The following is a 17,301-nucleotide window of genomic DNA, read 5'->3' as shown; positions in this document are numbered from 1 at the left end:
GAGTCGGCCAGGTTCTGACTAGTTGGGCGGATAACCGGGCGGGGGGTAGACACCCCGCAGGATCCAGGCAAACCAGTTGGTACCGAATTCCAGTTCGTCACTGGCGTCGTAGTCGGGACTGGGGTCGAGCGGGATATCGGGTGAGCCGGTAGGCGGGCCGGCCAGCACCGTTGTATTTGCCGGGATCCCTGGCGCTTTCGGCGGTTGCTGCGGCTGGCCGTACACGGCCACGAGCACGGTGCGGTCGGGGCTGTTCTCGGACCACACGCCGATTTGGCTGTTGTCGCAATTGGCCATAATGGCCTTATAGGCAGGGTTGTAGTACCACTGGTTGATCACCTCCATGCCGCTGATTGCCAACGCCGGGTTGGTGGCCACCGTCTCCGCCACGTGTCCGCGGAATCCTGCTGCCTCGGCGCGCTTTTCAGGTGTGGATCCGTCGGAGCCGATGTCGCCGTCGAGGCGGCGGTTTGTCATCAGATCGTGGGTGTGCCATTGGGCGGCAAGCTGAAGTTGCGGGTTGATCGTCACGTCGTTCGTGCAACCCGCCTGGTGCTGGACGGTGTACACGTTGGCGACAACACCGTCGTTGAGCCGCTTATTGTTCAATACCAGTGTGTTGTTGTCGCCGTCAGCGTGCGCGGCCGGGACACCGACCAGGGCGGCGGCCACACCAATCGCCGCGAGCGGCTTCGGGATTCGGATACACGGAAGGTTCAACATGCTGGGCTCAGATCGGATCGAACGAGGAGATCAACCACCGGCCATTCACCTTGTCAAGTGCCGCTCGTACCCGGGAAGCCGTGTTGGAGGGCGGATCGCTGCCCATCACGATGGTCTGATCGACAAACATCAGCACTACGGCGTGACTGGGTGAAGCCGAGACTGACGCGGCCGCCGGCACACTGGCCGTTGCCGAGATCTTCTTTTGCTTGCTGCCAGGAATGACCACGTCGTGAGTCAGCGAGCTGTAGGAGTCCTTGAGCGCTCCGGTCAGCCGGTCCCGCGCCGAACCCAGGTCTTTCTCAACGGTGTCCGGTCGATAGGACAGCATCGCGACGGCGCCTTCGCTGGCGGCCCGCACCGATTCGACGGCGGCAAGACGCGAGTCGCGAGCCGACGAGTCATACCATTTCAGGTAAGCCGCGGCCATGGCCAAGATCAGCGCCAAGCTGGGCATGATCCCGATCGGGAGCACGCGGCGCCATTGAATGCCCGCGCGCCGGACACCGTGGCGCCCAGGCGCATTGGCGTCGTCTTCTGGATCAGGTGGGACTTCCATGTCGTCGGCGGGTTCTGGCTCGGCGATCTTCTCGACCAGGTCGGTCACGTCGGTCGGTGTCATGCCACGAACTCCACGTTGGACACCTTGGCGCCGTCGCCGACCTTTTGAACGGCGATTCTCATCCGCCAAGCACGCGGCTGCGGCTCGGCGACCCCGGCGATCGAGGTGTTCACGTTCACCGCCACGAGAACCTGCGCAGAATTGCTATCGGCCGATTCCACCGCAGCTTCGGTGATTACGCCCTGTGACTTGGACTGCGCTTGTTTGACGACGTCGATGAACGGCTGCGATCTTCTGGTGAAGTCGTCACGGAATGTTCCGGTCGCCGAATCGACGATGCGCTGGACATCGGCCTCGGCCTGCGTGTAGTTGATCGTCGTCAGGTTTAATGCACCTTGTCGAGCAATCTGCAGAAAGAGATTGCGCTGTGACTGGTCCTGGTGTGCTTGATAAGCGCGGTAGCTCAGCCAGCCGATCAACCCGACGAACGCGACGACCATCGCCAGCGAGGCGCACAGCGCTGTCCTGACCACCCGATGCGCCCTGCCGACGCCGACGTCACCGCCGATGTCCTGTGCCTCAGGGCCATCGGCGTCGGCCGGTCCTTCTAGTTCTTTGTCGGCGGTAACAACATTGACTGCCATGTTCGCTCCTTCGGGGCAGTTTGGGAAAGGTCCGACTGCGTATAGAGATGTCCGTCCGGCCCCACGTACGTGCCGGTCGCCGGGTCATATTCGGCCGCCGCGATCGGCGGCGGCGGTGCGGCGGCAGGCGGGGCGTTCTGCGCAGGAGGTGGCGATCCGGGCGGCAACTGGGGAACGTCTTGACCGGACAGGGTGGCGTTGGGGTCGCCCTTCCAGTTGTAGCCATCGTTGAGCGGCACGTACTGCTCGTTGCTCTCACACATCTTGACGGTGGGAGCCCGCTTGCCCGGAACCGTCAGGCATGGATAGTTGCGCGCCCCACGGACATTGAACGGTGAATCCTGCGGGACCCGGCAGTACAGGTCACCGGGAGCCCGGTTCGGGTGGTCCTCGAACGAGGGGATCCGTTGCTGCTGAGGTGGCAGGAAACCGGTGTTGCACACCGGCGGAAGGTTGAGGTTGAGCTTGAAGTCCAAAAACAAGCCCTTGTAATCCTGTTTGGTGTTGCGGTTGGCGACCATCATGCCCTGGACGTTGGCAACAGCTTGGGGAAACAGCACCAGCAATTGCTCGAGCGCCGGCTGGTAGGTGACGGCAACGTCACCGACGCTGACCAGATTGGCGAGCAGCACCGGCAGGGTGGGCTGCAGCCGCTGAAACAGTTGGCGCGCTTGATCGGCGGCCGCCCCGCCGTTATGGAGGACTCCGGCCAGCGAGGCGTCGCTGGAACGGAGTTGGCCCGTAATCGTGGCCAGGTGTGCGGCCCACGCACGGATCGCGTCGCCGGTGTCGGCCTGCGAATCGAGGACCGGCGCCGACCGATCGATCAGGGTCGTCAACCGGTCAAGGTTCTTGTCGGCGTCGATCGCCAGCTGGGTGGAGCCACCGACCAGTCGTGCGAGTTCAGGACCCAAGCCTCCTACGGCGGTGTAACTTTCGTCGATGGCGGTCTTGAGGTTGTCTCGCGGTATGGCCGCCAATCCCCGGTTGGTGGCATCCAACAGCGAATCGATATCAGGTGGGACGGAAGCCGCCGTCGCCGGTATCACATCGCCGTCTCTCAGCGACGGGCCACCGCCGCGCGGCAGCAAACTGACATACTGTTCGCCCAGAGCGCTCTGGCTGTGCACCTCCGCGCGCAGGTTTGCGGGGACCTTGATGTCCGATCTGAGCGATAGCACCGCCCGTACGCCGCCGTCGGTCAGCTCCACCTTCTCGACATGCCCGACTTCCGTCCCGCGATAGGACACGTTGGCGCTGGGATACAGGCCGGCGGCGCGGGGAAGTTCCAGGGTGACGGTGTAGCGTCCGACTCCGAAAATCATTGCCGGAGCGTTGATGTAGCGAAAGATCATCACCGCACCCGCAGTAACGGCGATGACCGCGAACAGGGCGAGCTGAAGCTTGATGCGCCGATTCAGATTCATCTCACGGCCCCTGATCCCGGTGGTAAGGAACCACCAACGGGTTGCCGGCGGTGACCGGACTGGGTAGTTGACCGATCGTGCGGCCCCATTGCATTTCGAGTTGGGTGAGGTTCCCTTCCCAGCGGGTACCGGTGAAAAGTGCCGTGTCGAGCCGGCTCAACGTCAAATCGATGATCATGGTGATGTTGGCCGCGTCTCCCCGGAAGACCTTGTCGATGTCCTCCTTTGGCCACGGGAAGGTGGGCAGCAGGCTGAGCGATCTGGTCAATGCGGGCCCGGCGTTGGCCAACGACTCCAACACGGGACCGAGATCACGCAGTTCCTGCACGAAGGCGGCTTTTGTCTTGTTCGCCGAATCGGCGGCCAGTGCGCTGAACTTGCCGAGCCGGTCGAAGGCCTCGACAAGGTTTTCCCTTTGATCCTTGAGCACAGCCAGCGCATCTGGGATCGTCCGTAATCCATTGTCGAGGACCGGCTGCTGTGCGGCGAACTGGCTCGCCAGGTTGTTGATCCGGTCGGTCGCCGTGAGGATGTCGTCCTTTTGTTGATTCAACTGGCCGACGAACTGGTCGACGCGCCGAATCAGGATGCGCAGGTCTTCTTCTCGGCCGCCGAATGCGGTGCTGAACGCCTTGGTGATGTCTTGGACTTGGCCCAGGCCTCCCCCATTGAGGAACATCGCGGCCACCGACAGCGTTTGCTCAGTGGTTGGGTAGGCGCCGGCGCGCGCCAGTGTGATCAGCGAGCCGTTCCGCAATTTTCCTTGCGGCGGGGCGTCGGTGGGCGAGGCCAGCTCGACGTGAACGGTGCCGAGAACGCTGGTCTGCCCGAGTTTCACGGTGGCATTGGCGGGCAGGTCGACGTCGCCGTTGATCCTCATCGTGATCAGGGCGTGCCAACCCTGTCGTTCGATTTTGGTGACGGTGCCGACGGTGACATCGCCGACCCGGACCCGTGAATTGGGCTGGATGTTGGCAACATTCGGCATCTGGGCCTGCACCTGGTAAGACCCCGGCCCGTGCCCTTGAGTGCCCGGGAGGGGTAGCGAGTTCACCCCGCGCCACCCGCATCCCGGCATCGCGGCGGTCACGGTAATCAACAGCAGCAATGCGCTTACGCGCACGAAGCGCTTCGTCATTGATTGCCCCCTGGTGGAACCATGAGGCCGGGCAGGCCGTCAGCGGGATTGGTGGGTGTCGGTGCCTCAGCCGCCGGCGCCGGCGTGGGCGAGGCGGGCGGCGGGTCAGGCCGGTGGTCCGGCCGCAGCCAGTCCTCGCTGTAGGTGATCTCGTTGGGTCGGGCTTGCGCGGTGACGAACGGGTTCAATCCCAATGGGAGGAAGTTGTATTGCCGATTCTTGATGATCGGTGCCAGGTATTGCACGCAGAGCTTGGCCGACTGCTCGTTGTTGAGCCGCGATGCGGCTTGAATTGCGCCGCACAGGAACGAGATCGGATTGGCGAAGTTGTTGATGGCCAGGATACCGGTGATGGATCCCTGCGCCGGGTCATAGATGTTGACGAAGTTGCCCACCACGTTCGGAAGAGCATGCAGTGTCTGCTTGACGTCGTCGAGGCTGTCGGTGAGGGCCTGTGAGATGCTCGCCAACTTGTCGGATGTGGCTCCCAGTGCATCGCGGTTGTCCGCCAGGAATCCCTTGACGTCATCGACCGCAGTGTTGAAGTCGGTGACCGCCCTGGCCACCTCATCGGGATCATTGGCGAAAAGCGCCGTTACCGCAGCCAGATTGGTGTTGAGCTGACGCATCAGGTCAGCGCTGTCGTGGAGTGCGGACACGAGCGTCGAGAGGTTCTTGACGGTCGAAAATGTGTCGTTGCTGTGGTCACCGAATGCCGAAACCGATTGTGACAGTTTGACGATGGTGTCGCGAATCCGGGAGCCCTGTCCCCGAAGGTTGTCGGCCGTCGTGTCTATGAAGGCGCCCAGTGGGCTGACCCCGCCGGGTTGTGTCGGCTGCAGGCTTTCCGTCAGCTTCTCCAACTGTTGGCGCAAGTCGTCGAACTCCACCGGCACCGCCGTATGGCTTTGGGATATGACGGCGCCATCGGCGAGTCGGGGACCGCCGGTATAGGCCGGCGTCAGCTGGATCGCCCGGGAGGTGATCAGTTTCGGCGAGAGGATGACCGCGTTGACGTCGGCGGGAACCGGGTATTTGCTGTCCAGCCAAAAGCTGATCTTGGCGCGTTCGGGCAGCGGTTCGATGTTCGCGATTTGGCCGACCTTGACGCCGAGGATCACGACGTCGTCGCCGACGAATATGCCGTTGCTGTTGTCGAAGTAGGCGACCACGTGGGTTCGGTTGAACCCCGGCAGCGACCAGACGAGGACGAGTCCCGCCGCCAGAGTCGCCGACAGGACCACGGCCAGCGCGATTCGGGCGCCACGTGATCTCACCGTTGTCCCCTCGGCGGCGTCTGACCGGGCAGCGGCACCTCACCGGGCGCCGGCGCGTAGACCGGTGACGGAGTGGGTTCGGGGACGGAGGCCAGATCCGGTGGCGCGATCTCCGGGGGCCCGGGTGGCGGCCCCCCGGGCGGCGGCGCCGGCGGCGGCTCACGATAGGGATAACAGCCCGGCCCGGGCAACGGGCACGGGTGATCCCCGGGATTACCCGTGATCGCGTCGGGCAACCGGAGATTGGGCTCTCCGCCCTGGCCGGTGCGGGGAAACGGCACCGGCAACGGGGGTGTGCCCGGCTGCCCAATCTGCGGATCGGTGCGCTGCGAAGGCAACAACGTGTTCGGGTCCAAGCCCAGGTCCTTGAACGCCACGTCGACAAACGGCTGCAGGAACTGACCCGGCAGCAAGTTGACGACGTAGGCCTTGAAGAATGGTCCGGAGGAAACCGTCTCGCCAAGCGACAACGAGTATGCGTTGAGTAGTTTCAGCGACTTCTGTAGTCGATCTTTGCGATTGTCGACGATAGCTAGCACTCCGTTGAGCTTGTCCAGGGCTGATCGCAGTTGCGAGCGGTTGTCGTTGACGAATCCCGACAGCTGCCTGGCGAGGGCAGAGATGCTGCCCGAGACTTGGTCCAGCGCAGCACTTTGCGTCCGCAGCTCAATCAGCAACGCGTTGGTGTTGGCGACCAGCTCCACGACTTGGTCACTACGCTTGGCCAACACCCCCGTCACCTTGTTGGCGTTGGCGAGCAGCTTCCGAAGTTGGTTGTCCCGTTCGTCGAGGGTCTGGGCAAACCGGGCGACGCCGTCGAGCGCCGCCTTGAGGTTGGGGGGTGTGTCCTTGAATGTTTGGGCCAGGGTGTTCAGCGACTGGTCCAGCCGATCGGTGTCCAGTCCCCGGATGGTCTGGGTCAGATCGCCGAGCGCGTCCGGTAGCTGGTAAGCGGGGGTCGTGCGGTTCAACGGGATAGGGCCCGATAACTGGCCGTCGCCGCGTGGCGTAACTTCGAGCACTTTCGCGCCCAACAGGCTCTTGGCTTTGATGGCCGCCTCGGTGCGATCACCGAGGCGAACGTTCTTCTCCACATTGAACTTGATCAGGACACGTGGACCGTCTAGTTCGACGCTCGTGATGGCGCCGACCTGGAAGCCTGAAACCTGTACGTGCGCGCCCGGGCCGATGCCGCTCGATTCGGCGAAATAGGCGGAGTAGTCCGCCTTTTGTGCGGTAAAGATGGGTAACTTGTCATACTCCAGTGCGGCCAGGACGATCGCGGCCGTGGCGGTGATACCCACCACGCCAATGACGGTTTGGTTCCGCTCGGAGAACGACTTCATTTTGGCGTGCACCGCCCCGATGGCTGGTTGGCGAGTCTGACGTAGACCGGTTGACCGCCTTTGCCATTGACTTTGAGAACGGCTTCGCAAAGGTAGAAGGTGAAGAAGTCGCCGTACATGCCTTGTCGCGCCAACGCTTGGTAGGCGTCCGGCAGCGTGTTGAGCAAATTGTCGAAGTAGTCGTGATCGGCAAGCACGATGTCGTTGGCCCGCTGCGATTGTGCGACAACTTCTTTGAACGGAGGGCGCGCCTGTGACAGCAGATCGGCGATCGAGCCGGTGGCGGCATTGCTGTAAGCCAGCGAATTGGCGATGTCCGTCTTGCCCGCGGCCAGTCGCTTGACGAGCTCGTCCAGCGACCTGACGGCTTTGTCGAACTGCTGGCTCTGGTCGCCGAGTGATCCAAGGATCGTGTTCAGGTTGAGTATGACCTTTCCGATTAGTTCGTCCCGGTTGGCCAAAGTGCTGGTCACCTCGGCGGTCTGGGCGAGAAAGGAGCTGATGGCGTCGCTTTGGCCCTGGAACGCCTGAATCAGCTGCCCGGACAACGCATTGACTTGGAGCGGATCAAGTGCCCGAAACAAGGGGCGGAACCCGCCGATCAGGGCATCGAGATCCAGTGCCGGCTCGGTGCGATCGATCGGGATGGTCTGACCGCGACTCAACCGTTTGACCCCGCCAACTCCTTCCAAGAGTTCCAGGTAGCGATTGCCGATGACGTTGTCGTAGCGGATGACCGCCCTGGTTCCCTCGGTGAGGGTCACGGTGTTGTCGGCCGAAAACTCCACCGCGACGACGGTGTCCGGGCGTATCGCAATGTGTTTGACCTTGCCGACCTCCACGCCGGCGATGCGCACGAAGTCGCCCTGCTTCAGACCGCTCACATTGGTGAATTCGGCCTTGTACGTGATCTCTGATTGAAACCGCAACTGCGCAAAAATCATGAACAAGCCGAACGTGGCGAGCCCGCACACCATGACGAAAATGGCGAAACGCCATGTCGCCGCAGCCAGGTTATCTCTCACGGATCGGTTCCTTCGTCGCGCGCATCGTCACGGTGACGGCGCAGGTGGTGGTCCGGGCGGCGGCGGGTAGAGGGGTGTGCCGTCGGGTGCGTACTGCGGCGCGCCATAGGGGGGCGCGCCGGGGTAGGGCACCGGCCCAGGCGCGGGGGGCCCGAAATACCGGATGCTTGGGGGCTCGGGCGTGCCGCGTGTGACGGGGAAGAAGTTGGCCCACCCCGGAAAGCCGATACCGGGATTAGGCCGGATGTCGAGGCCGGTACCCCAACCGGTGTTGGTAACAAGCTGCCGCACAGGGTAATTCGCTGCAACGTCGGGCAGCGACCCACAGCCCGGTTTGCCGCCGGGACCGCCCTTGGCCGCCACGATCGGCAGGTTGTCGGGGTACCGGTACGGGTCACTACCCAAAAGAAATGCGTCGTCGAGCAGGATGCTGCGACCGTTCTGCGCTCCGGCGACGTTGTAGCCGCCGTTGTCAAGCCATGACTTCGCACCCACCAGCAGGCAGGTGTACTCGGGGTTGTATTTGAGCAGCAAATCGGTCGTGGGTTGCAGCACGTTGACCGCCCGAACCAGGTGGTCCCGGTTGGGCGCGAGCAGGTCAATTCCGGCTTGGGAAACGCCAATGACATTGAGGAGCAGGTCATCCAGGTCGGACGCCCGAGCCGTGAGGGTGGCACTGGTCGTGGTGAACGACCTGACGATCTCGAGGAGGTTCTGGGCTGCGCCGCCGTACGCGCCGGCGGCCTCCCCGAGCGCTCGCCAGTCTCGCTCCAGCGTTGGCATCCGCGGATTGACCTCGCCGAGCACGTGATTGCTGGCCGTGATGGCCTCGCCGATGCGCTCGCCCCGGCCGCGCACCCCCTCGGCCAGGGCGGTCAGGACCGCGTTCAGCTTCGGCGGGTCGATCTGATGAAGAACCTTGACCAAGTTCTCGAAAACGGTATTGACCTCGGTCGTGACGTTGCGCGACCACAGCACTGCTCCGGCTGAAAGATGTTGCCGGCTCGGATTATCGGGATAGACCAGGTCGACATATTTCGCGCCGAACAGGGTGGTCGCGCGGATCTGGGCTTCGACGTTGGCGGGGATGTGCTTGATCTGATCGGGGAAGAGGTCGAGCTTGAGGCGAATGGGGTTTCCGGCTTCGATGCCGGAGACGCGACCCACTTGCACGCCGCGCAGCTTGACTTTGGCGCCCGACTCCATGACCAGACCGGCGCGGTCCGATGCGACAGTCACCGGTACGTAAGTGTTCAGTGCGCCGGCGAACATGGCCGAGCAGAGCCAGACAAATGCCAGTACAACCACGATGAGAACCGCCGTCCACAAGGCCGGGTGGACATGACGGTGTTTCGCTTTGGCTGGCATGGCTAACCCGACAGGTTGAATCCGCCGGACTGCCCGTAAATGGCCAGTGAGATGAAGACCGTCAAGACTCCCGACGCCACCAGCGACGTTCGTACCGCACGGCCCACTGCTTCACCGACTCCGGCGGGTCCCCCCGAGGCGGTGTAGCCGTAGTAGGTGTGGACCAGCATGATGACGACGGCCATCGACACGGCCAGCAGGAACGACCACACCAAACTCATCGGATACAGGAAGGTGTTGAAATAGTGGTCGTACACGCCCGTGGATTGCCCGTAGATGACCGTGGTGCTGATCTTTGCCGACGCGAACGCCGCCAACACCGCGACGCAATACAACGGGATCACCACGATCACTCCGGCCACCAGTCGCGTCGATGCCAGATAAGCGATCGAACGGATGCCCATGACCTCCAGCGCGTCGATCTCTTCGTTGATCCGCATCGCGCCGAGTTGCGCCGTCGCGCCGGCCCCGATGGTGGCGGCCAGGGCGATGCCCGACGTCAAGGGCGCGGCCAACCGCACGTTGAAATAGGCCGACGCGAATCCGGTCAGCGCCTCCACCCCGATGTCGGAAAACTGGTTGTAGCCGATCACCGCCGCCAGGGCCCCGGTCGTGATCGTGAGAAACGCAACGATCACCGTCGTGCCACCGACCACCGCCAATGCCCCGGTCCCCAGGCCCATCTGCGCGATCAACCGCAGCAGTTCGGGCTTGTAGCGCAGGAACACATCACCGACGGAGCCGACGGTCCTTCCGTAGAACTGGGTCTGGATGCCGATTCTGGTCCATCCGCCCGCCCACCGGCGCAGGCCGCGCTGCAGGTAGGGAAACGGCATCTGCGAGACGGTCATAGCGTGACCTTCACGCCGATGGCCGTGGTGAGTATGTTGATCGCGAACAACGCCATGAAGGCGTACACGACGGTTTCGTTGACCGCGTTGCCCACGCCGGCGGGCCCGCCGCCGACCGAAATTCCCTTGTAGCAGGCGATGAGTCCGGCCGCCAGGCCGAAGAGCCCGGCCTTGATGACGGCCAGCACGACATCGGGAAACCTGGTGAGCACCGTCATCCCGGCCGCGTATGCGCCCGGGGTCACGTGCTGGATGAACACCGAAAAGAAGAACCCGCCCACCAGACCGACGGTGATCACCACCGACGACAGCAGCACGGCCACCAGCGTTGCCGCCAATACTCGCGGCACCACCAGCTTCTGTATCGGGTTGATTCCCATCACCCGCAGCGCGTCCAGTTCCTCACGGATGGTGCGCGCGCCCAGGTCGGCGCACATCGCGGTGGCGCCGGCGCCGGCCACGACCAGCACCGTGACGATTGGGCCCACCTGCGTGACGGTGGCAAACGCGGCCGTCGTCCCGCAGAAGTCAGCGGCGCCGAATTCCAAGAGCAGGATGTTGAACGTGAAGACCACCAAAACGGTGTAGGGAATCGCCAACATCAGCGTCGGGAGCAACGACACCCGCGCCACGAACCAGGACTGAAGCAGGAACTCGCGCCAGGCCCATGGCTTTCGCGGGATGAGCATCAGGGTATCCAGCGCCATCGCAAAGAAGCCCCCGACCGCCGAGGCGGGCCTGGCTGCGCGGGCCCACGCGATCATTCCCGGTGGCCTTGGGACGACCCGGCGGTGCCCGCCGCTGCCAACATGGGCCCGCAGAGGCGACGCGCCGCGGGGGCCAGCGCGGCTCTTGTCGCTGGTGGTCAGGCCCGGACTTGTCAGCTGAACCACCCCCTCACACCGCCTCAGGAATTCACCATGCTCAATTGATCTGGGTGAGAGTTTGGGGTGATATCAGTCACTTGTCAATAGATTGAGCGTAATCCAATATGATGAATCCTGGCGGGGCGTCCTAACGCGTCAAGCCGGTTGCTAGTGGGAAGATGAGCGGTGATGACAGTCGATCCTCCCGCCTTACGCAGGGCCGATTGGGAACGTCGGCCAGCCCGCGGTCTGACGAGGCCCGAACAGGCGGCCGAGCAGTTGGCGGCCATGGCGTTGTCGGCCAAACCGGGCGAACGGCTCGGCACCAAAGACGAACTGCGCGCCGCCTGCGGCGTGTCTGTCGGCACGTTCAACGAGGCTTTGCGAATGGTCCAAGCGCGCGAACTCGTCACCGTCCGCTCGGGTCCCGGCGGTGGCCTGTTTGCCAGCCAGCAATCACCCATGGTGCGCTTCGGTAACGCCATGCTCTCCCTCGGCGACGAGGCGGCGTCGCTGGCCGACGCCTTCCGGCTGCGCCACGCGCTCGACCCGCTGCTGGTGCAGGATGCGTTGGAACACGCATCCGCTCACGACATCGCCGGACTGCGGGCCGAGCTGGATCAGATGAAGGTTGCCGCGGCCGCGGCCGATCGCACCGCCTTCATTCGTGCCAACTGGCAGCTACATATCAGGCTCGCCGAAATCAGTCCGAGCGCCCTGCTGCGCTCCTTCTATCTGCACCTGCTGGAAATCACCGATTCCCACCTGCTGACGGCGGAACCGGTCGAAGACGAGTCCCTGTCCGAATACCTGCATAACCGTTACGACCTGCACAGGTCCCTGGTCGACGCCATCAGCGAACACGATCCACACGCGCTGGAATTGATCCTCGAGCACAACGCCACCGGACCCTGGATCGGCGAGGCCGCCACCACCCATTCCGTCGCCGTCAATCAGTAGGGCCGCCGGCCTGTCTTAGCCGAGCCGCGCCGCCCCGACGAGCGAGCAATTCACCATAATGAATACTGCGGATTCCCTTGACAATGTCATCGACGCGACTCAAGACTCGACACATGCCGATGCACCACTGTGAACGCGCAATGGTCTGTGATTTGCGACGAGCATGTTGGCCACCGCACGACGACTCGCACTGGTCACCTCGGCCCTGGCGTGCGATAACCGCGGTCGAGGGGGGACTGGCGTGACAACCCCCGCAGAACCAGGTCAATTCTTCGATCCGCTCAACGCGGAGCATATTGCTGAGCCCGACGAATTGATGCACGCCTCCCGCTTGGGCTGCCGCGTCGGGCAGGTCAGCGACATCCTCTACTGCGTCAACAGCGATGTCGGTGTCCGGCAGGTCTTCGATGACACCGAGAACTTCTCAAACAAGGGCAATTTCTCCGTCGGAGCCGAGGACGTCCAGTGGCCCTTCACCGTCGCCACCCAAGCGGACCCTCCTGCACACACCGCGTTGCGTGCGCGGCTGCTGAAGGACTTTGCGCCCGTGCGGTTACGGAAGCTGACACCGCAAGTGGAGTCGATCGTCACGGATTGCCTGAACGCTCTTCCCAAATCCGGGCGCGTTGATCTCTACGCGGATTACGCGCACTTCATCCCCGCCAAGGTTCTGTACGCGCTCATCGGCATCCCCCAGGACGCCTGGAGCGAGGTCCAACGGTGGTCTGACGTGATCGTCGCAACGGTTCCGGCGCCCACCCACCAGCTGCCCGAATTCGTCTCCCTCACAACGTATTTAGCCGAGTTGACAGAAGAGCGGCGCACGCGTCCCGATGACCATCGAGAAGACGTTCTGGACAACTTATGCTTCTCCGGGCCGGGCGAGGCCGATATGTCCACACCGGAGGTGATGACGCACATCCTCCAACTGGTGGTGGCCTCGACCGATACGACCCGGGCACTCATCGCGAACTGCCTATACAGATTGCTGGAGAACAGGAATAATTTCGAGGCCGTGCAGGCCGACCGCTCGCAATTGCCGAACGCCATCGAAGAGTCATTGCGCATGGACTCACCGGCTCAGTTCATGGTGCGCTCGGTGATGCGGGACGTGACGATCGATTCGTATGCCGTCCCTGCCGGCAAGAAGGTCTACCTCAACATCCAGTCGGCGAACCACGACGAAAACAGGTGGGGCCATGACTCCCGGAGATACCGCCTCGATCGGCCGAATCCTGCGGCCCACTTGGCGTTCGGACGCGGAATCCATACCTGCATCGGCGCACCGCTGGCCCGCATCGAGGCCCAAGTCGCCATCAGCGCCCTACTAGATCGCTATCCCCACATGACGCTGGACCCAGACGCGAAATGGGTGAAATGTCCAGGGGCGCTGACCAGACGAGTCCGATCTGTCCCAGTCCGCCTGACCGAGGAGCGCACGCGGTGAGAATCGAAATCGACCGAAATCGATGTGAAGGCCACGGGATGTGTGAAGTCGTCGCGCCGGAGTACTTCTCACTCGATGGTGACGGAAATCTGACCATTCTCGCGGAGAATGTTTCGGACCGCGACGAGGCGCACGTCCGCGATGCCGCCATGGTCTGCCCAGTGGCCGCGCTCCGGCTCGCTGACCGGTTGCTGGCCGAATAGCGCTGATAACAGTCGACTTCGTGCTCTAGCCCGTTGATCCCAAGACGGTGGAATCGCGCGAGCCGTTAAATCCTTCAGACGGGACCTCGAACTGCACAGCCGATCGCGACCGCAGGTGAGGCGCAATCTTATCCTGGATGATCTGCAGATGTTCTGGGTGAGCGATATAGTTCTGGAACGCATGGGGATCATCGAAAACCGCCACTACGGCGTAGTGAGCGTTCCCGTCTCGCACGCCGATGTCGGGTCCGTGGTAATAGCGGATGGCCTTCGTGCGTGGCACGAAATTATCGAGTGCCGCACCAAGTTCCGACATCACCGCGTCAGCCACGTCAGACGCGAAGGTGAATGTGACCACATGCATCACGGGCATGCTGAGCTCCTATTGTGGGATGCTCATGACGCGTGCGCACCGATCATGAGGGCGCCCAGGTCTTCGGGGGACAGGAACGACGGCGGTGGCGGCGGCCCCCAATTGAACAAACCTCGTGCGCCCTCAAATGTCTCCGGCGTCCATAGCTGGTCGTCGACGATGGAGTCCATGTCCGCGTAGTACTCACTGAAGTTCCCGGCCGGATCTTTGAGGTACCAGAAGAAATTCGAGCCCGCGTGATGGCGCCCGAGCCCCCAGACGTGGCGTGCGGGATCGGCCTGCAGCATCGCCGACGCGCCTCGCCCCACCTCGTCGATGTCGTCAACCTGCCAGGAGGTGTGGTGTAGGAAGCTCACCGGTGCGCGCAGGATAAGCACGTTGTGGTGGTCGGTCGAGCAGCGCAGGAATGCCCCCACATCCTTGATGCGATCGCTGACCTTGAACCCGAGGCCGTCGAGGAAGAAGCGTTGCGTCGCTTCGAGGTTAGTAGTCCCCAGGACGACATGGCCGAGCTTGCGCGGTCGGACCCGACCGCTGCGCAGCACACCCGGTGCGCGTTGGCCTATCCGTCCGGCTCGGCCCGGTGTGTTGGGCATGGGGACCGGCGTGGGCAGTTGGACGATTCGGCCGGTGACAGCCGTCGTCACACGGACACCGGTGACGGATTCGACTGCGCTGACCTGACGTGGTTGTCGCTCCGGCTGCGCGCCGATACGCTTCAGATTGCTTGCGATGCGCTCGATGTCGTCGTCGTCCTCGGCGCCGAGCTCCATTTCGATCAGCCTGCGCGTCGGCGCGTGGACGATGCGTAACTGCCTACCTCCGTCACGCGTGGCGAAACAGCCGTCCCCATAAACCTCCAAGCCGAACTCGGCATAGTAGGCCTGTGTTTCGGGGACGTTGGGCACCCCGATCGTCACAGCGGTCAGCCGGTGTAGGGCCATAGCGACCTCCTGCTATTGCGAAGGGTTATGTGGACGATTCAAACGGCTTCGCCGGCGACGAATCGCTGTCGCAGCTCCCCGATTCCCCTGACGTAACTGACCAGTTCCTCACCCGGAACCAGATAACGCGGGGGCGTCCGGCCCAGCCCCACTCCGGCGGGTGTGCCGGTGAACAGCAGGTCGCCGGGCAGCAGCGGCAGCTTGTGCGACAGGCGCGAAATCAGGGCGGGCACCGAAAATACCAGATCCCGCGTGCGACCCTTTTGCATCTGTTCTCCGTCGATGGTGCAACCCAATTCGAGATCATCGGGGTTGTCGAATTCATCGGGTGTGACCAGCCACGGTCCGGTGGGTCCGAAACCGGGCAGGGATTTTCCCAAGCTGAATTGCGGTGAGGGGCCACTGGTTTGGGTGATCCTCTCCGAAAGGTCCTGCCCGACCGTCAACCCCGCCACGTGGTCCCACGCCTGGTTCTGCGCGACCCGATGCGCCGAGCGGCCGATGACGGCGACAAGCTCTACCTCCCAGTCGGTATGGCCGCTCGGCGGCAGCTCGACTGTGGTGACCGGGCCGGTAATGCACGACGGCCACTTGGTGAACATCACCGTCGGCTCGTCGGGAACGTCGAAGTGCGATTCCGCGGCGTGGGCGCGATAGTTCAGGCCGATCGCGAACACTTGCCTGGGAGCCGGCGCCGGCGCTCCGAGTTCACTCGGAGAGAACGGCTCGGCGGAGGCCAGGTCGACCCGGTCGGCCCACGACACGAACTCCGCCCACTCGTCGTAGATCCGCTGCGGCGAGGAGTCGAAACGGCCACCGCTGGCGCCCTGCACATCCAGCGCTCGCGCTCCGTCGGCGGTCACCAGCGCAAGTCGGCCACAAAGATTCGCCACGCGCACGTGAAAGTCCTTTCGTTATGGGGTCTGCTGCGTTCAGACCAGCGGGGTGATGGTTTCCTCGACGCCCAGCAGCGCCTTGCCGTACACCTCATAGGCAACCATTGGCGACACCACCGCGTGCCGCGCCGCGGTCGACGAGTCGCGCCAAATCCGCTGCAGTGGATTGACATCCGCGAATGATCCCGCGCCATGCGCCGACAACAGAATCTCGATGGCACGCGTGATCGACTCCGCGACGTAGCCGGTGTCGGATCGCACTCGGGCGCGAGTCAGGAAGTCCGGGTATTCGCCCCGGGCGGCTGCCTCGTCGATATCGCTGGCAGCGCGATACGCATGCAGCTGGGCGGTGTCGATCAGCCGCGCCGCTTCGGCGATCTGCAACTGGAAGGCCACCGAATCCTGTTGGGTTTCATAAAAGGTGTAGGAAATGGGCTTTTTCGCCGCCTTGCTGGTCACATATTGCAGCGCGGCTCTGCCCATGCCCAGCTGGGGACCCACGAGCACCAACGCGACAACGGGGACGAACGCCGACCGGTACAAGGGCTCAGTGCCGGTGTGCTCCGATGGATAGTCGCCGCGAATCGCATTGGGCACCCGCAGGATGCGGTGCTCGGGCACGAATACATCCTCGGCGCTGACGGCGTTGCTGCCGGTGGATTTCATGCCTGCGACGAACCACACGTCCTCCAGCTGCAGCTCCGAGCGAGGGATCAGCGCGAGCCCCTGGTCAACGACCTCGCCGGCCTCGTCGGTGATCGGGATGCCCAGCACCGACCAGTCCGAATGCCACGATCCCGAGTTGTAATACCACTTTCCGCTAACCCTCCATCCCCCGTCGGTCTTTTGGGATTCCGACGTCGGCGCCAGCACTCCAGAGACCTTCGCATTGGGATTGGCGCCGAAGACTTCGTCCTGCGCCTGGGCGCTGAACAGGCTGGTCATCCAGTTACACACGTTGATCAAAGTGACGATCCACGCGGTTCCGCCATCGGCTTCGGCGACGGCGGCACAAACGTCGAGCATGGTACGCATCGAGGTCTCATATCCGCCGTAGCGCTTCGGTATGGTCAGCCGGAACAACCCGGCCTGGGCCAGGGCCTCGATGCTTTCTTCTGCGACCCGTCGGTCCTGCTCGCCGGCCACCGCGTTCTTCGACAGCAGCGGTTGAAGTTCCTTGACGCGCGCCACTAGCTCGGCGGCGTGGGGCGTCGCGGTACCGCCATCAAGCGAAGGCTGAACGGTTGTCAT

General features: G+C 63.4%; 18 protein-coding genes. 3 read left to right on the top strand and 15 right to left on the bottom strand.

The window, feature by feature from the left end:
• Positions 1 to 18: 18 nt before the first annotated feature.
• From AC5Y4Z_RS11790 to AC5Y4Z_RS11740, 11 genes are read right to left on the bottom strand one after another with little or no spacing between them, the layout of a single operon-like run.
• On the bottom strand, positions 19 to 672 hold the full coding sequence (locus AC5Y4Z_RS11790) for a CAP domain-containing protein (protein WP_499963845.1): 654 nt from the start codon (positions 670 to 672) through the stop codon (positions 19 to 21).
• A 58-nt stretch (positions 673 to 730) separates the two neighbouring features.
• Positions 731 to 1,345 carry an Rv1363c family protein gene (locus AC5Y4Z_RS11785; protein ID WP_499963843.1) on the bottom strand — a complete coding sequence of 205 codons (615 nt, stop codon included), beginning with the start codon at positions 1,343 to 1,345 and terminating at the stop codon, positions 731 to 733.
• Positions 1,342 to 1,929, bottom strand: a complete 588-nt coding sequence (locus AC5Y4Z_RS11780) for an Rv1363c family protein (RefSeq protein ID WP_499963841.1) — start codon at positions 1,927 to 1,929, stop codon at positions 1,342 to 1,344. The genes AC5Y4Z_RS11785 and AC5Y4Z_RS11780 overlap by 4 nt, the downstream gene beginning before the upstream one ends.
• Entirely contained in the window at positions 1,893 to 3,356 is a 1,464-nt protein-coding gene (locus AC5Y4Z_RS11775) for an MCE family protein (RefSeq protein WP_499963839.1), read from the bottom strand. Before AC5Y4Z_RS11775 ends, AC5Y4Z_RS11780 begins: the two co-directional genes overlap by 37 nt.
• Before the next feature lies 1 nt (position 3,357).
• Positions 3,358 to 4,494, bottom strand: a complete 1,137-nt coding sequence (locus tag AC5Y4Z_RS11770; protein WP_499963837.1) for an MCE family protein — start codon at positions 4,492 to 4,494, stop codon at positions 3,358 to 3,360.
• The gene (locus AC5Y4Z_RS11765) at positions 4,491 to 5,771 is read right to left on the bottom strand and encodes an MCE family protein (protein ID WP_499963835.1); all 1,281 of its coding nucleotides are present in this window, start codon (positions 5,769 to 5,771) and stop codon (positions 4,491 to 4,493) included. Before AC5Y4Z_RS11765 ends, AC5Y4Z_RS11770 begins: the two co-directional genes overlap by 4 nt.
• Positions 5,768 to 7,117 carry an MCE family protein gene (locus AC5Y4Z_RS11760; protein WP_499963833.1) on the bottom strand — a complete coding sequence of 450 codons (1,350 nt, stop codon included), beginning with the start codon at positions 7,115 to 7,117 and terminating at the stop codon, positions 5,768 to 5,770. The genes AC5Y4Z_RS11765 and AC5Y4Z_RS11760 overlap by 4 nt, the downstream gene beginning before the upstream one ends.
• Positions 7,114 to 8,142, bottom strand: coding sequence for a virulence factor Mce family protein (locus tag AC5Y4Z_RS11755; protein WP_499963831.1), 1,029 nt, complete (start codon positions 8,140 to 8,142; stop codon positions 7,114 to 7,116). The genes AC5Y4Z_RS11760 and AC5Y4Z_RS11755 overlap by 4 nt, the downstream gene beginning before the upstream one ends.
• 27 nt (positions 8,143 to 8,169) lie before the next feature.
• Entirely contained in the window at positions 8,170 to 9,510 is a 1,341-nt protein-coding gene (locus AC5Y4Z_RS11750; RefSeq protein ID WP_499963829.1) for an MCE family protein, read from the bottom strand.
• A gap of 2 nt (positions 9,511 to 9,512) precedes the next feature.
• Positions 9,513 to 10,361 carry an ABC transporter permease gene (locus tag AC5Y4Z_RS11745; protein WP_499963827.1) on the bottom strand — a complete coding sequence of 283 codons (849 nt, stop codon included), beginning with the start codon at positions 10,359 to 10,361 and terminating at the stop codon, positions 9,513 to 9,515.
• On the bottom strand, positions 10,358 to 11,125 hold the full coding sequence (locus AC5Y4Z_RS11740; RefSeq protein ID WP_067161330.1) for an MlaE family ABC transporter permease: 768 nt from the start codon (positions 11,123 to 11,125) through the stop codon (positions 10,358 to 10,360). Before AC5Y4Z_RS11740 ends, AC5Y4Z_RS11745 begins: the two co-directional genes overlap by 4 nt.
• Before the next feature lie 291 nt (positions 11,126 to 11,416).
• Here AC5Y4Z_RS11740 and AC5Y4Z_RS11735 point away from each other — a divergent pair, with 291 nt between their 5' ends.
• From AC5Y4Z_RS11735 to AC5Y4Z_RS11725, 3 genes are all read left to right on the top strand, one after another.
• Positions 11,417 to 12,187, top strand: a complete 771-nt coding sequence (locus tag AC5Y4Z_RS11735; RefSeq protein ID WP_499964774.1) for a FadR/GntR family transcriptional regulator — start codon at positions 11,417 to 11,419, stop codon at positions 12,185 to 12,187.
• A 241-nt stretch (positions 12,188 to 12,428) separates the two neighbouring features.
• Positions 12,429 to 13,634 carry a cytochrome P450 gene (locus tag AC5Y4Z_RS11730; protein ID WP_499963825.1) on the top strand — a complete coding sequence of 402 codons (1,206 nt, stop codon included), beginning with the start codon at positions 12,429 to 12,431 and terminating at the stop codon, positions 13,632 to 13,634.
• Positions 13,631 to 13,837 (top strand): ferredoxin, encoded by a 207-nt coding sequence (locus AC5Y4Z_RS11725; RefSeq protein WP_499963824.1) that lies wholly within the window; start codon positions 13,631 to 13,633, stop codon positions 13,835 to 13,837. Before AC5Y4Z_RS11730 ends, AC5Y4Z_RS11725 begins: the two co-directional genes overlap by 4 nt.
• 25 nt (positions 13,838 to 13,862) lie before the next feature.
• Here the strand turns inward: AC5Y4Z_RS11725 and AC5Y4Z_RS11720 are convergent, their stop codons facing one another.
• Genes AC5Y4Z_RS11720 through AC5Y4Z_RS11705 form a run of 4 tightly spaced genes read right to left on the bottom strand, consistent with a single transcriptional unit; the run spans position 13,863 to position 17,301 of the window.
• Complete coding sequence (locus tag AC5Y4Z_RS11720; RefSeq protein WP_499963822.1) at positions 13,863 to 14,210, bottom strand: Dabb family protein; 348 nt, start codon at positions 14,208 to 14,210, stop codon at positions 13,863 to 13,865.
• A gap of 23 nt (positions 14,211 to 14,233) precedes the next feature.
• Complete coding sequence (locus AC5Y4Z_RS11715) at positions 14,234 to 15,154, bottom strand: VOC family protein (RefSeq protein WP_499963820.1); 921 nt, start codon at positions 15,152 to 15,154, stop codon at positions 14,234 to 14,236.
• 38 nt (positions 15,155 to 15,192) lie between these two features.
• The gene (locus AC5Y4Z_RS11710; protein ID WP_499963818.1) at positions 15,193 to 16,053 is read right to left on the bottom strand and encodes a fumarylacetoacetate hydrolase family protein; all 861 of its coding nucleotides are present in this window, start codon (positions 16,051 to 16,053) and stop codon (positions 15,193 to 15,195) included.
• A gap of 33 nt (positions 16,054 to 16,086) precedes the next feature.
• On the bottom strand, positions 16,087 to 17,301 hold the full coding sequence (locus tag AC5Y4Z_RS11705; protein WP_499963816.1) for an acyl-CoA dehydrogenase family protein: 1,215 nt from the start codon (positions 17,299 to 17,301) through the stop codon (positions 16,087 to 16,089).

It is taken from the genome of Mycobacterium sp. NGS63 (assembly GCF_059812295.1).
Note: the sequence above shows the minus strand (reverse complement) of the source record. Positions and strands in the feature narration are given on the sequence as shown.